Genomic DNA, 12,736 nt, shown 5'->3' with positions numbered 1-12,736 from the left:
GTTGACATTCCCAGGTGCCATGTTATACTTATACCAATGTGTGATAGGTTTCGAGTTTTTAAGGTTTCTTGTTTTGTTTTATATAGAATGACTTCCTTATTAGATTCAAACTAGAGCAACATTAAATATATTTTTTTATGGAGGTTTCATATTATGAAGCAAGGTACTGTTAAATGGTTTAACGCTGACAAGGGTTACGGTTTTATTACAACTGACGATGGTGACGTATTCGTTCACTTCTCAGCTATCAACAAGGACGGTTTCAAAACCCTTGACGAAGGCGAAAAAGTTACTTTAGACGTTGAAGATGGCGACCGTGGCCCACAAGCTGCTAACGTTACTCCCGTTGAAGGTTAATTAACTTTTAAAAACACTCACACTTGTGAGTGTTTTTTTGTAGCTTCTTTTTCACAGAGCAATTAAAAAAGGCACCCGTTATGGGTGCCTTTTTAATTAGTCTTTAAATGCATGTACTTCGATGCAAACAGAACCAGCTCTTCCACCGGTTCCTGCATCCCATTCTTCGTCCACACCACGATCACTTCGGTTAATCCTCCAGAAATCATGGCCACTAAAAAATGAGAGGACTGTTCCCGAGTAATCAAAATTTGCTGTTCAATCAACGTTTTTACGTAGTTAGTCAGAGCGTCTAAGAGGAGGTTCGTCAGGTTGTTTTGCACCAGGGCCTCCATCATCAGTTGGTTTTCCTTAATGAGGGTAAAGAAGGTCGTCGCTACGTCGTAAAAGGCAAACCGTTTTTGGGCCACCAGGCGTTGGATGAAAGTTGCGTAGACCATCGCAAATTGCCCCTCAATCACCTCTTCCTTCGTATGAAAATTCCGGTAAAAGGTCATCCGAGAGACCTTGGCCTGCTTGCAGAGTTCCTTCACGGTGATTTCCGCGTAGGGTTTTTCGAGCATTAACTCTAACAGTCCCGAAATAATTTGCTGCCGGGTTTGTTCCCGCTTTTTTTCTCGTTTTGGATGCAAAATCCCTTCCTCCTCCGGCGATTACCGAACTGGACGTAAGTGGCTCGCGGCCTCAGCCGTGAGCTGGTGCAAGTCCCCATCTTGATCAACCAGTTCTAACCTTAGTTGCTGGTCGAGACCCTGAATTAAGCCCTGATACAGGTGGTGATTTACGGTCACCTGAACCACTTGATTCCGCCACAACAAGTGTTGGTTATATAGGGTTTGCACCGTCTGAACCTTGGGCTGACACAGAAACGCCACAACCCGGCGGTAGACTTCCGCAATTAACTGATCACGGGCGTGCAGATCAGTTGTTAGCGCTGTAGCTTGAACCGTCGCTAACGACCGGTGGGGCGCCAAATTCAAGCCAATCCCAATCAGATAATTTTCGGGCTGATTGTGGGAATTATTTTTCACCTCGACTAGAATCCCCCCCACCTTGTGGTCATGATAGTACAAATCATTAACCCACTTTAACTGGGTGGTCACGTGTAAGACCCGGGCAATGGCCTGGTGGGTAGCCACTGCCACTCCCATGGTTAGTAATCCCGGTTGCGTTAAAAACGGGGGTAACACGGGCGTGACAATGGTGACGTACATCCCCGTCTGAGGGGCTGTAAACGAATGTCCCCGTTGCCCGCGACCCGCCGTCATCCGCTCCGCCACGATTAAATGAAACCCCGTCATTTTAGTTTGTTCCGCCACGGTCATCGTCGAATCAACTTGGGTAAACAGATGCAGATGACTGACCGGCAACCCGGTTGTCGCTGCTAACAGTTGCTTATTTAGTGTCATGAGCTAAGTGTTAAACAGGTGCACTCCCTTATCAACGTAAATCACGTCACCGGTGATTCCAGTTGCTAGGTCACTAACCAAGAAGGCCACCGTATTCCCGATTTCGGCCTTCGACACACTCTTGCCGTCCGTGGTAAGAGCCTCTGATTCTTTCAGCAGTTCCCCGTGTCCTTTCACTCCCGTTACGGCTAAGGTCCGAACGGCCCCAGCCGAAACAGCGTTGACCCGAATCCCTTGGTCACCCAGTTCAACGGCTAGGTACCGCATGGATGATTCCAAGGAAGCCTTCGCAATTCCCATCATGTTGTAGTTCCGAATCGCGTAAGTGGAACCCATGTAAGTCATCGTCACGATACTCCCCGGATTGTTCATAATCTTTGAGGCGTAACGGGTTACCGAGATTAAGGAGTAAGCACTCACATCCTGGGCAAGATTAAAACCAGCTTCTTTGGTGTTAATCACACCGTTTTGAAGCGTTTCTTTGTCGGCGTAAGCAATCGCGTGGATTACCCCGTCAATGTTGCCAAACTGATCGTGAATGGCAGAAAAAGTTTGTTCAACGTTCTGATCTTCTGCAACATCACACTCAAACATCGGCGTCTCTGGAGCCACAAAGCGGGATAAGCTCTGTTTCATCCGTTCGTTTTGATAGGTCAAGATTACTTGACCACCGAGCGCAGCAACCGCTTGGGCACAACCCCACGCAATGCTTTTTTTGTTTGCCACTCCCATGATGACAATCTTTTTACCTTCTAATAAGTTAGCAGCCATGGTTCTTGGTCATCCTTTCAATTTCTAATTAAAAAAACACAAAACTAACTAACAGGTAGATCCCATTAGTTAGCCCCTCAATTAAAAGTTACGATACCGAGCGAACCGCTTTTGGAGCATTTCGGTTGTCGACATTGCACTTATCTCTTCTATTTTACCAAATAATTTGGTTTTTAACTGCTCGATTTGCGAATCAGTCCGAACTTCTGGAATAATCTGATCGATAATCCCCTGTTGCAATAAATCCTCTGGGGTGAGCTTCATAACCTCGGCAGCTTCCTGCACCCGGCTCGAATCTTTCCAAAGAATCGTGGCGTAACCTTCCGGCGATAAGACCGAATAAATACTTTCTTCAAACGCCCACACGGTATCTCCTACCGCGAGGGCAAGGGCGCCCCCACTACCCCCTTCGCCGACAATGATTGAAACGTAGGGCACCCGCAGCTGCATCCCCTGCAGGATTAGTTGCGAAATCAGGTAGCCCTGCCCGTGGTATTCAGCTTCCACATCGGGATAGGCTCCGGGGGTGTTCACCAACGTGATGATCGGGCGGTGAAATTTTTCCGCCTGCTTCATCAGACGGAGCGCCTTGAGATAGCCGTCTGGTTCCGCAGAACCAAAGTGGACGTCAGCGGCACTCTTTTGGTCATCACCCTTCCGAATCCCCACGATGGTAACCGGACGACCCTGCAGTTGGCCAATCCCGCCGTAGACGGCCGGATCATCACCATAGGCGCGATCACCGTGTAACTCCAAAAAATTATCCGTGAGTCCAGCGACGAGATCCCGGATACTAATTTTATCCTGTGACCGAGCCTGTAACACCCGGTCAAAGGCTGTTGTCTTAGCCACGCCAATCACCACCTTCGTGAATCGCTAAAATTTGTCCGAGCGTTGTTACCATTTCCCGCCGGGGCACGATGGCATCTAAGAAGCCGTGCTTTAACAATGTTTCTGCTCGTTGAAAGTCTCGGGGAGGGATTTGTTGAATTGTATGTTCAATAACTCGCCGACCCGCAAACCCAATTAAGGCATGCGGTTCTGCCAGGAGCAAATCCCCTTCCATCGCAAAACTAGCGGTCACGCCCCCAGTTGTCGGATCACAGAGGTAACTAATGTAGACCAAGCCGGCCCGACTGTGTTCAGCGACCGCTTCTGAGACCTTCGCCATCTGCATCAAGGATTCAATTCCCTCCTGCATGCGGGCGCCCCCCGAGGCGGTAAAAATCACCACCGGGAGGTTATCCTTCGTTGCTAATTCAAAGAGCCGGGCGAGTAACTCCCCAGTCGTGGTGCCGAGGCTCCCCATGATGAACCGCCAGTCCATCACTCCGATTGCCGCGCGCTGCCCCGCAATCGTGCCCGTTCCAGTTAAGACCGCTTCATTTAGTTTCGTTGTGGCGCGGGCTTGCTGTAATTTTTGTTGGTATTTTGGATCTTGAAATTTACTGGGCGCCTGTAACTGGTCGTTAACCGGTTGAAAATCATCACACAGTAACGCAATTCGCGCTTGCGCCCCTAACCGGAACCCGTAATGACAGTTAGGACACTCCTTGAATTGATCCAAGTGTTTCTTATAAATCATTTCCCCACAAATGGGACACTTCGTCCACACGTCTGGAATTTGTTCCATGCGTTTTTGTAACTCCGCGGGACTTGGCTGCTTTGCGTTATTTTGCTCCATGTTGTTTCATCCAATCTTTCAAAAAGACATTTTCAATGTAGAGGTTGTTAAAATCCCCCGTTTGAAAGTGCTGATCGTGCAGCAAATCAAGTAAAAACTGACGGTTCGTTTCAACTCCGTCAATGCGAAATTCTTGTAGCACACGAATGAGCTTGCGTACCGCTTGGGTCTTCGTTGGCATGTGCACGATGATTTTAGCAATCATCGAATCGTAAAACGGAGAAATCACACTCCCAGCTTCGACCCCCGCGTCAATGCGCACTCCGTACGTCCCCACGGGGAAGTGGAGCGCCGTAATCTTTCCAGCACAGGGTTGAAAATTACGGGCTGGGGCCTCGGCATTAATGCGGCACTCGAGGGCATAGCCATGTACCCCACAGTCAGCCTGTTGAAACGGCAAATTCTCTCCGTCAGCGACCTGAATCATCGCTTTAATCAGTTCCACGCCGGCCACTTCTTCGGTAATGGTATGTTCGACCTGCAGGCGGGTATTCATTTCCATGAAGTAAAACTGGTGGTCACGATCCATCAGGAACTCAAAGGTCCCCGTGTTTTCGTAATTAATCCCCTTCATAGCCCTCGTGACCACAGCCCCCATTGTTGCCCGTTCCTGGTCGCTTAGTTGCAAACAGGGCGATTCTTCAATGATTTTTTGGTGGTTGCGTTGCAAGGAACAATCCCGTTCGGGGAAATAAACCACGTGCCCATGTTGATCGGCAATCGCCTGCATTTCGATGTGTTTGGCATCGGATAAATCTTTTTCTAAGTATAAGCGATCATCGCCATACGAAAGCTGACTTTCCCGCTTGGTTTCGGTAAAGGAGGTCGCCAGTTCGGCTTGGTTATTAACCTGGCGAATCCCCTTGCCACCACCACCAGCCGCGGCTTTTAGCATCACCGGGTACCCAATGCGGGCTGCCACTTGTTGGGCCTGGTCCAGGGAAGCCACGAAGCCATCAGAGCCTGGAATCGTCGGTACGCCGAGGTGTTGCATGGTGGCCTTAGCATTCGCCTTGTTCCCCATCAACTCAATCACGTGGGCACTTGGTCCGATGAACTTGATACCATAATCCTGGCACAACTCGGCAAACTCACTATTTTCAGCCAAAAAACCATACCCAGGAAAGATGGCATCTGCCCCGGTTAGGACGGCGGCATCGAGGACGGCGCCCATGTTCAAATAAGAATCCTGGGGTAGACCACTCCCGATGCAAACCGCTTGGTCCGCGAGTTCGACAAATAAGCTGTCCCGGTCCGCGGTGGAATAGACCGCCACGGCCTGTAAATCAAGCTCATGGAGGGCTCGAATCGTCTGGACGGCGATCTCACCCCGGTTGGCAATTAAAACCTTTTTTATCATCTCGTCACCCTATGCTTCAATAGCAAACATCAAATCGGCCGCCACAATCACTGTTCCATCACGCAGAACTACTCCATGGCCAACTCCTACGTTCCGTTTTAACTTTGTCAGAGATACCTTAAGTTGTAACACGTCGCCCGGCCGCATTTCGGAGTAAAATTCGGCTTGTTTAATGCCCCCAAAAAAGACGTTGTGGCCACGATGCTCAGGCATCGCCAAAATGGCCACGACGCCAGTTTGAGCTAGTGATTCAATGATGATTGGATGCGGAAGGGTGAACTGATTCCCGTTTGCGAAGTACCACTCGTTGGTCGTGAGATTCTTTTGGGCTTCCGCCTTTTCCCCGGGCGTCACCGCCACGATTTTATCAATCATTTCAAAGGGATAGCGTTGGGGGATAAAATCATTTACATTCAATTCCATCTTAATCCTCCTCGATCTCAAACAGCGGTTGGTCATATTCCACCATTTCACCATCCGTGAATAAGCACTTCTTAAGCGTTCCGGTTACAGGACTTTTCACTTCATTAATCAACTTCATGGCTTCAATGGCACAGATTGTTTCGCCCTTTTTAACGTGATCACCAATTGCTTTATACGCCGGTTTATCTGGACTTGGAGCAACATAAATGATGCCCACCATTGGGGCTTTCAATCGGTAGGGAGCATTGGCTGCCTGCGAATTAGACGCCTGTTCCGGTGCAGCCGGTGTTTTCGTCGTGGGTGCCGCTTGCTGCTGCGGAGTTGCTTGTTTACTAAAGTAGACGTTCAGCCCGTCCCCATCAATTTTCAGTTCTTGAAGGCTTGATTGATCAAATTTGGCTAATAACCGTTCAATATCAGCTTCATTCATTAATCTTCTTCCCACTTTCTCATTGCAATTACAGCGTTGTGCCCCCCAAAACCAAACGAATTACTAATGGCCGTTTTAATGGGCGCTTGTTTGTTATCGTCGTTGACTAGATCAATGTGGATTTCTGGATCTTGTTCGTACAGTCCCACGTTCACGGGCATTTGACCGCGTTGCAAGGCACCCACTAAGATGGCTGCTTCTAGACCTCCAGCGGCTCCCAACGAGTGCCCGACCATTCCCTTGATCGAACTCGTTTTAACGTGATCGTTGTCCTTAAATAACTTTTCAATGTCAGAACCTTCGGCCACATCATTGGCATGCGTGGCCGTTCCGTGAGCATTAACATAATCCAGTTCTTCTGGCGTAATCCCACCTTCGTTAAGCGCCTGCTTCATGGCCATGATGGCCCCCTTACCATCCGGATCAGGGGCAGTCAAATGGTATGCATCACTGGTAGTCCCATATCCTACTACTTCAGCCAGAATGTGGGCACCGCGTTGTTTGGCATGTTCGTAGTCTTCTAAAACTAGAGAAGCTGCTCCTTCGCCGAGCACAAACCCGCTCCGGTTAACATCAAACGGCAACGAGGCTTTATCCGGATCAGCAACTGTTGATAACGCCGTGAGGGCTGCGAAACCAGCAATTCCCATCATACTAACAGCTGCTTCCGTGCCCCCTGCAATCATGATTTGGGCTTTCCCGTTTTTAATGTGTTCAAATGCATCTCCCACGGCATTCGTTCCCGAAGCACACGCGGTGACAACCGTTTCTGAGGTGTTTTGCGCATCAAAGTACATCGAAACGTTTCCAGCTGCCATGTTAGAAATGGCCTTCGGAACAAATAATGGCGATACCCGCCGAGGCCCCTTCTGATAAGCCTTTTGGAGTTGTTCTTCAATGGTTTGAATCCCACCGATTCCAGTTCCGTAAATCACGCCGAGCTCTTCTGGTTGGTAGCTTTCGTTTACTACTAATCCAGCTTGATCCATGGCTTCCTTTGCAGTATAAAGGGCATACTGCGCGTATGGATCTAACCGCTTATAGTCTCTTTTACTCAACCGGTTGCCAGGATCAAAATCCTTAACTTCAGCGGCCAGTGAAATTCCCGTTTCACTCGCATCAAACTTCGTGATCGGTCCAATTCCATTTTTAGACGCTAAAATGTTATCCACAAATTCCGTGGCGGTATTTCCAACGGGAGAAACAACCCCCATTCCTGTTACAACTACTCGATTACTCACAAACTTCCTCCTTTAAAAATGCAGAACTACATCGTTAGTCCACCATCAACGGTGATTACTTGCCCCGTAATGTAGTCATTTTGAACCAAAAAAGCAACCGTTTCGGCAATCTCCTGCACTGCTCCAAACCGCTTGAGCGGAATTTCATTTTCAAATTGTTTTACGATTTTATCACTTAATTTTGCCGTCATATCCGTCTTGATCATCCCTGGCGCCACGGCATTGCACCGAATTCCGCGTAAAGCTCCTTCACGAGCCGTGGTCTTAGTCAAACCAACAATCCCGGCTTTGCTAGCAGCATAGTTAGCTTGACCTAGGTTCCCGTGCAGTCCAGCAATGCTTGACAGGTTAATGATGACCCCGGCACGTTGCTTTTGCATCACTTTCAACGCAAATTTGGACATGTTAAACGTCCCCACAAGGTTCGTATTGATGACATCTTTAAAGGACGCTTCCGTCATCCGCGTCATTAATTTGTCCTGAGTTTGCCCCGCGTTGTTAACTAAGACCGCTAACGAACCATATTGAGCCACGACGGTTTGAATCATTCGGTCTGCATCCTCTGCCTGCGCAACATCACCGGTCACAATGCCAACTTCGTTAGAAAATTCGGCTTGCAACGCGCGAACAGCGTCAGCATCTAATTCTCGGTGGGAATTAATCACCACTTGGTATTGACCGTTGTTAGCCAAATCCTTGGCAATCGCTAACCCAATTCCCTTGGTTCCACCGGTAATCAAAGCTACTTGTTTAGGTGTCGTCATTTGCTAACCTCCGTCGTGCTTAATTCTGCTCGCACCTTTGCCAGCGTCGCCAAACTATCGACATGGTAGGTCGTAAGGGCTGGCACCGTCTTTTTCGCAAACCGAGTGAGCGTGTCACCTGGCCCAATTTCAATCAACGTATCAACGTCGGTGTGGGCGTGTAAATACTCTAAATCAGCCTGAAAGTGCGTCGGGCGGACTAGTTGTTGCGCTAACGTTGCTTTTAAGCTCGCCGAGTTAAACGGTGCCTGGGTCGTATTACTGATCACTGGAACCGTCCACTCATGTACCGCCATCGTCAGCAAGCGTTGTTGTAATTGCTCACTAGCCGGTTGCATCAACGGCGTATGGGAGGCAACGGAGACCGGCAGGGGTACCACCCGTTTTGCCCCCACCGCTTGAAGGGCACCAGTTGCCTGCTCAACCCCGGCAATCGTCCCTCCAATCACAGTTTGACTAGCCGTATTATAGTTGGCTGGGTACACGTCTGGTAGCTCGGCAATAACATCTGTAACCATAGCTGGGGCTAGTTTTAACACGGCCGCCATGGCGCCGGGGTTGCGTGCCCCAGCTTCTTCCATGTAGCGGGAACGATCGTTCACCAATGCTAACGCATCTGAATACTGAAATGCGCCACTTGCAACTAAAGCACTGTATTCCCCTAAGCTGAGACCCATCATGGCCTGGGGGGTGATCCCGTCCGCGGCTAAGATTTGACTAATTCCATAGCTCATCGCCAAAATTGCTACCTGAACGTTGTTTGGTTGATTTAGTTGTTCTGGATCGGTTAAGTCAATTCCCAGCGTAGTGTAAACCTGATCAAGTGCAGCCCGGTACTCAGGTTCTTGTGCATAGAGGTCCAGACCCATGTTGGTGAACTGACTTCCTTGTCCGCTAAATAAATAACCTATCTTCGTCATAAAGCCCTCAATCTAATTCAATGCCTAATTAGCGTCGTTAACTTGTTTGGCAACGTAATCAACCAGTTGTTGCACGGTTTCAAGACCTTCGTCGCCATCAATTTCAATGTCATATTCGTCTTCGAGGGCATCCACAATTTCAAAGACATCGAGACTATCGAGATCTAGGCCCTCCTTAAAGTTAGTTTCTAAGGTGATATCCTCAGCCTTAACATCATCGGTTTGATCCGCAACAATTTCCTTAATTTTAGCTAAAATTTGTTCTTTACTAGTTTCACTCATTGATTTTCTCCTTTTAAATACAGCTTAATCTAATATCTAATAATAACAGTTCCGACCGTCAGTCCGCCACCAAAACCGGTTAACGCAATGTAATCGCCCCGGCGTAACTTGTGTTGTGCAATTAGTTCCGCTAATAATAGTGGTTCACTAGCCGCCGCCGTGTTCCCATACTCAGCAATGTTAATGGGAAACCGGTCTTGGGGTAGCCTCAATTTGTCGGCAACCCGTTTCACAATCCGGGCGTTGGCTTGATGCATCACAAAGTACTTGATGGCATCTAGATCAATCCCTGCCTGCGCTGTTGCCCGCCGAATTGAAGCAGGAGCTTGTCGCGTGGCAAAGTTATACACTTCGTGACCATCCATGGCAAAGTAGCGCTGATCCGTCGCGGGCGTGCCGGTTCCAAAGGGAGTCTGCGCTGCGAGTTGCCCAGCTGTCAGAGCTGAGCCCAGCTCTCCAACCGTGTGTAAGTCCGTTGCAAGCACCTGGGAAGGCGTCCCATCGTTTTTAACCAACACTCCCGCTGCTCCGTCACCAAACAGAACGGCAGTTGTCCGATCCGACCAGTCCACCAACTTACTCAGCCGTTCCCCCCCAATTACGATTCCCGTGCCCCCGGGTAGCTTGGCCAAGAGGGAATTCATCACCTGGGTCGCATACACAAACCCCGAGCAGGCAGCATTAACATCAAAGGCAACGGCATTCGTTGCCCCCAATCCTCCCTGCACTTCGGCCGCCACTGCCGGGGTTAGGTAGTCAGGGGACATAGTGGCTACAATGATATAGTCCAGTTCATCCACGGCAACCTCGGCTTGGTGAACTAGTTGGCGAGCAACCTGCAGACACAGCGAGGCATTGGTCTCCTGCGTCGCAATGTGGCGTTGCTTAATCCCAGTTCGACGTCGAATCCAAGCATCAGAAGTATCCATAATTTGCGCTAACTCCTGATTAGTAACAACCCGGTCAGGAACCGCGCGGGCCGCCGCCTTAATCGCGTAACTTGCCATGTTAAGCTCTTTCTTGCCGATCGACGATGAAGGTTAACTTCGTTTCACAAGCCTTTTCGTCACCAACATAGGCCACACAAGAAACGGAACCGGTCCGATCACGGACCTTATCCATCGTAACGTGGAAGGTTAAGACATCACCCGGTTCAACCATCCGCCGGAACTTAGCGTTCTTAATGCTCCCGAGGTAGGCCGTTTTGTGTTCAAACTGGGGCGAACTCAGGATTAAAATCGAAGCAACCTGCGCCATTGACTCAATGATTAGGACTCCGGGCATTACCGGATTGCCAGGAAAATGTCCTTGGAAGTATTCTTCGTTAATGGTGACGTTTTTGGTGGCCACAATCGACTCTCCGGGCGTCATTTCCTCTACCCGATCAATGAAGAGGATCGGATATCGGTTCGGGATTAATTCCATAATTTCTTTTGCATTCATGATTGCCATCGTTATTACTCCTCAATTCCTAAAATGTTGGTTGGCTACTCCACCTATTCTCAAGAAAACGGAACCGAGTTGCAATTAACTCTAAATTCCGTAACTAGAAAGGAGCGCTAAAACCCCGCGCTTCTGGTTATTTCCGCCCCTTGTTACTCTAGTTACACATTAAATAATCAGTAACAGAACAACAATCAGAACCCAGCAGACCACGGCAAAAAAGACAAAGTGAGCCGGGACTTTGTCCTTAGTATTTTAATTGAGCTAGCAAAAACAAAGCCAGTTGTTGGGCATTCAGATTAAAGGACCGGGGGCGACCCTTGCGCACCAACCGATGGACGTTTAGTAGTGTCTGTTCACGCTTATGCCAATTTCCCAACGCCGTAAAATCCTGCTTCGTTAACTTCATTAGTCGCATGCGGATCCTCCGTCCTTCTCTAACCCTCGTTAGTTACCGTTACCCTTTGTTATCTCGATTATAATATAAATTGGAAAGGAGCGCACGGTTCGCCCGGATTGGTCTTTTTTCACAATTAAATTGACCATCACTACTTGATTTGCGTTATGGTATAATTGGTGCAATTAAAATTTTTTGAAAGGATTTAACTGAACTTATGAATACTGAAAATAATGGGAGCGAGGGTACAACAACCGCGCCGCAACAAAACTTTTCCTTCTTTGGAAAGGTCATTAACATTTCGTTACGGACGTTAATGTCCTTTGTCGGGATTGCGATTTTGTCAATGGGGGCTGCGCTGTTAAAGTCCTCGCCAATCCTCGGACTTGATCCCTTCACGGCCGTGAATACCGGGATGGCAACCATTCTGCACACTTCGCTCGGGGTTTACCAACTCTGTGCAAACTTCGTCATCTTCATCTTCGTGCTGTTGCTCGACCGCAAGAAGATTGGAATCGGAACCATCATGAACATGGTCCTCGTTGGATTTGAAATTCAATGGTTCTCATCGATTTATCACCAACTATTCCCCGGCCACGTTAACTTCCTTGTGCTGGTCGCCGACTTAATCCTCGGATTATTGCTCTTTACTGCCGGAAGTTCGTTATACATGGCTCCCGACTTGGGGGTGGCCCCATATGATGCAATCGCCCCGATTGCTTCGGCCCGGCTTCATTGTAAGTACAAGACGGCCCGGGTGGTTCAAGATATTTGTTTCTTGATTGCCGCCGTGCTGGTCCACGGACCAGTTGGATTTGCTTCCATCATCGTGGCCTTCTTCGCCGGTCCCCTAATCTCCTTCTGGGACCGGAGTATTAGTACGCCTACGATGGATTACATCGATGAGCTTAGTGGGCACCCAACCGTTAAGAACTTGGCAAGCGGAGTTACCAAGGCTACCAAATCTGGTTACAACTCCCTCTCGAAAGCTTATAACTCGACGCTGGACATGCAAATGCACCTCGCGGGTTACACGAACCGGGAATTAATTAAGCAGATTCAAGACACGGAACACAACATGCAAGCTTCCCAAAAAGCCTACAACGATTACCGGTCGCAATACCGGATGTTAATCGCCGAAATGGTAAAGCGGGACAAACGTGGTGACTTAAAGAACTCCCCCGTTAACAACACCAGCGCTAAGAACAACCAAAACGCGGGTCAAAAATAAAGTCCACTAAAAAAGACGATGCCT

The 12,736-nt window shown here is 48.7% G+C and carries 17 protein-coding genes; 2 read left to right on the top strand and 15 right to left on the bottom strand.

The features are described from left to right. Nucleotides 1-153 precede the first annotated feature (153 nt). Nucleotides 154-357, top strand: a complete 204-nt coding sequence (locus M8332_RS00850; RefSeq protein ID WP_041817938.1) for a cold-shock protein — start codon at nt 154-156, stop codon at nt 355-357. A 92-nt stretch (nt 358-449) separates the two neighbouring features. On the opposite strand, the gene M8332_RS00845 is transcribed toward M8332_RS00850, so the two are convergent. From M8332_RS00845 to M8332_RS00775, 15 genes are all read right to left on the bottom strand, one after another. Continuing rightward, entirely contained in the window at nt 450-989 is a 540-nt protein-coding gene (locus tag M8332_RS00845) for a TetR/AcrR family transcriptional regulator (RefSeq protein WP_252780283.1), read from the bottom strand. 21 nt (nt 990-1,010) lie between these two features. Beyond that, the gene (locus M8332_RS00840; protein ID WP_252780282.1) at nt 1,011-1,766 is read right to left on the bottom strand and encodes a biotin--[acetyl-CoA-carboxylase] ligase; all 756 of its coding nucleotides are present in this window, start codon (nt 1,764-1,766) and stop codon (nt 1,011-1,013) included. 3 nt (nt 1,767-1,769) lie between these two features. Next, a complete protein-coding gene (fabI, locus tag M8332_RS00835; RefSeq protein WP_252780280.1) occupies nt 1,770-2,537 on the bottom strand; it encodes an enoyl-ACP reductase FabI in 768 nt (255 codons plus the stop codon). 81 nt (nt 2,538-2,618) lie between these two features. After that, nucleotides 2,619-3,389, bottom strand: coding sequence for an acetyl-CoA carboxylase carboxyltransferase subunit alpha (gene accA, locus M8332_RS00830; RefSeq protein WP_252780279.1), 771 nt, complete (start codon nt 3,387-3,389; stop codon nt 2,619-2,621). Further along, nucleotides 3,382-4,221: an acetyl-CoA carboxylase carboxyltransferase subunit beta gene (locus M8332_RS00825; protein ID WP_252780277.1), complete on the bottom strand. Its 840-nt coding sequence runs from the start codon at nt 4,219-4,221 to the stop codon at nt 3,382-3,384. The genes accA and M8332_RS00825 overlap by 8 nt, the downstream gene beginning before the upstream one ends. Further along, nucleotides 4,208-5,581: an acetyl-CoA carboxylase biotin carboxylase subunit gene (locus M8332_RS00820; RefSeq protein WP_252780276.1), complete on the bottom strand. Its 1,374-nt coding sequence runs from the start codon at nt 5,579-5,581 to the stop codon at nt 4,208-4,210. Before M8332_RS00820 ends, M8332_RS00825 begins: the two co-directional genes overlap by 14 nt. Nucleotides 5,582-5,590: 9 nt before the next feature. Further along, on the bottom strand, nt 5,591-6,004 hold the full coding sequence (locus tag M8332_RS00815; protein ID WP_252780274.1) for a 3-hydroxyacyl-ACP dehydratase FabZ family protein: 414 nt from the start codon (nt 6,002-6,004) through the stop codon (nt 5,591-5,593). A gap of 1 nt (nt 6,005) precedes the next feature. Further along, on the bottom strand, nt 6,006-6,434 hold the full coding sequence (locus tag M8332_RS00810) for an acetyl-CoA carboxylase biotin carboxyl carrier protein (protein ID WP_252780272.1): 429 nt from the start codon (nt 6,432-6,434) through the stop codon (nt 6,006-6,008). Beyond that, entirely contained in the window at nt 6,434-7,675 is a 1,242-nt protein-coding gene (gene fabF, locus M8332_RS00805) for a beta-ketoacyl-ACP synthase II (RefSeq protein WP_289847022.1), read from the bottom strand. Before fabF ends, M8332_RS00810 begins: the two co-directional genes overlap by 1 nt. 26 nt (nt 7,676-7,701) lie before the next feature. After that, on the bottom strand, nt 7,702-8,439 hold the full coding sequence (locus tag M8332_RS00800; RefSeq protein WP_252780271.1) for a 3-oxoacyl-ACP reductase family protein: 738 nt from the start codon (nt 8,437-8,439) through the stop codon (nt 7,702-7,704). After that, nucleotides 8,436-9,359 (bottom strand): ACP S-malonyltransferase, encoded by a 924-nt coding sequence (locus M8332_RS00795; RefSeq protein ID WP_252780270.1) that lies wholly within the window; start codon nt 9,357-9,359, stop codon nt 8,436-8,438. The genes M8332_RS00800 and M8332_RS00795 overlap by 4 nt, the downstream gene beginning before the upstream one ends. Nucleotides 9,360-9,383: 24 nt before the next feature. Continuing rightward, a complete protein-coding gene (locus M8332_RS00790; RefSeq protein WP_252780269.1) occupies nt 9,384-9,641 on the bottom strand; it encodes an acyl carrier protein in 258 nt (85 codons plus the stop codon). A 29-nt stretch (nt 9,642-9,670) separates the two neighbouring features. After that, complete coding sequence (locus tag M8332_RS00785; protein ID WP_252780268.1) at nt 9,671-10,648, bottom strand: beta-ketoacyl-ACP synthase III; 978 nt, start codon at nt 10,646-10,648, stop codon at nt 9,671-9,673. 1 nt (nt 10,649) lies between these two features. After that, nucleotides 10,650-11,093, bottom strand: a complete 444-nt coding sequence (gene fabZ, locus M8332_RS00780) for a 3-hydroxyacyl-ACP dehydratase FabZ (RefSeq protein WP_252780267.1) — start codon at nt 11,091-11,093, stop codon at nt 10,650-10,652. A 238-nt stretch (nt 11,094-11,331) separates the two neighbouring features. Then, nucleotides 11,332-11,502: a hypothetical protein gene (locus M8332_RS00775; RefSeq protein WP_252780266.1), complete on the bottom strand. Its 171-nt coding sequence runs from the start codon at nt 11,500-11,502 to the stop codon at nt 11,332-11,334. A gap of 196 nt (nt 11,503-11,698) precedes the next feature. On the opposite strand from M8332_RS00775, the gene M8332_RS00770 reads away from it, so the two are divergent. Then, nucleotides 11,699-12,712, top strand: a complete 1,014-nt coding sequence (locus M8332_RS00770) for a YczE/YyaS/YitT family protein (protein ID WP_252780265.1) — start codon at nt 11,699-11,701, stop codon at nt 12,710-12,712. Nucleotides 12,713-12,736: the final 24 nt, after the last annotated feature.

Origin of the sequence: Fructilactobacillus ixorae (assembly GCF_024029915.1) — a bacterium.
GTDB lineage: Bacteria > Bacillota > Bacilli > Lactobacillales > Lactobacillaceae > Fructilactobacillus > Fructilactobacillus ixorae.
Note: the sequence above shows the minus strand (reverse complement) of the source record. Positions and strands in the feature narration are given on the sequence as shown.

Coding starts and splice junctions, on each gene's coding strand:
- M8332_RS00770 (WP_252780265.1), top strand. CDS start 11,699: ATGAATACTGAAAATAATGGGAGCGAGGGTACAACAACCGCGCCGCAA.
- M8332_RS00815 (WP_252780274.1), bottom strand. CDS start 6,004: ATGGAATTGAATGTAAATGATTTTATCCCCCAACGCTATCCCTTTGAA.
- M8332_RS00810 (WP_252780272.1), bottom strand. CDS start 6,434: ATGAATGAAGCTGATATTGAACGGTTATTAGCCAAATTTGATCAATCA.
- fabI (WP_252780280.1), bottom strand. CDS start 2,537: ATGGCTGCTAACTTATTAGAAGGTAAAAAGATTGTCATCATGGGAGTG.
- fabZ (WP_252780267.1), bottom strand. CDS start 11,093: ATGGCAATCATGAATGCAAAAGAAATTATGGAATTAATCCCGAACCGA.
- M8332_RS00795 (WP_252780270.1), bottom strand. CDS start 9,359: ATGACGAAGATAGGTTATTTATTTAGCGGACAAGGAAGTCAGTTCACC.
- M8332_RS00775 (WP_252780266.1), bottom strand. CDS start 11,502: ATGCGACTAATGAAGTTAACGAAGCAGGATTTTACGGCGTTGGGAAAT.
- M8332_RS00790 (WP_252780269.1), bottom strand. CDS start 9,641: ATGAGTGAAACTAGTAAAGAACAAATTTTAGCTAAAATTAAGGAAATT.
- M8332_RS00825 (WP_252780277.1), bottom strand. CDS start 4,221: ATGGAGCAAAATAACGCAAAGCAGCCAAGTCCCGCGGAGTTACAAAAA.
- M8332_RS00800 (WP_252780271.1), bottom strand. CDS start 8,439: ATGACGACACCTAAACAAGTAGCTTTGATTACCGGTGGAACCAAGGGA.
- M8332_RS00840 (WP_252780282.1), bottom strand. CDS start 1,766: ATGACACTAAATAAGCAACTGTTAGCAGCGACAACCGGGTTGCCGGTC.
- M8332_RS00785 (WP_252780268.1), bottom strand. CDS start 10,648: ATGGCAAGTTACGCGATTAAGGCGGCGGCCCGCGCGGTTCCTGACCGG.
- M8332_RS00850 (WP_041817938.1), top strand. CDS start 154: ATGAAGCAAGGTACTGTTAAATGGTTTAACGCTGACAAGGGTTACGGT.
- M8332_RS00820 (WP_252780276.1), bottom strand. CDS start 5,581: ATGATAAAAAAGGTTTTAATTGCCAACCGGGGTGAGATCGCCGTCCAG.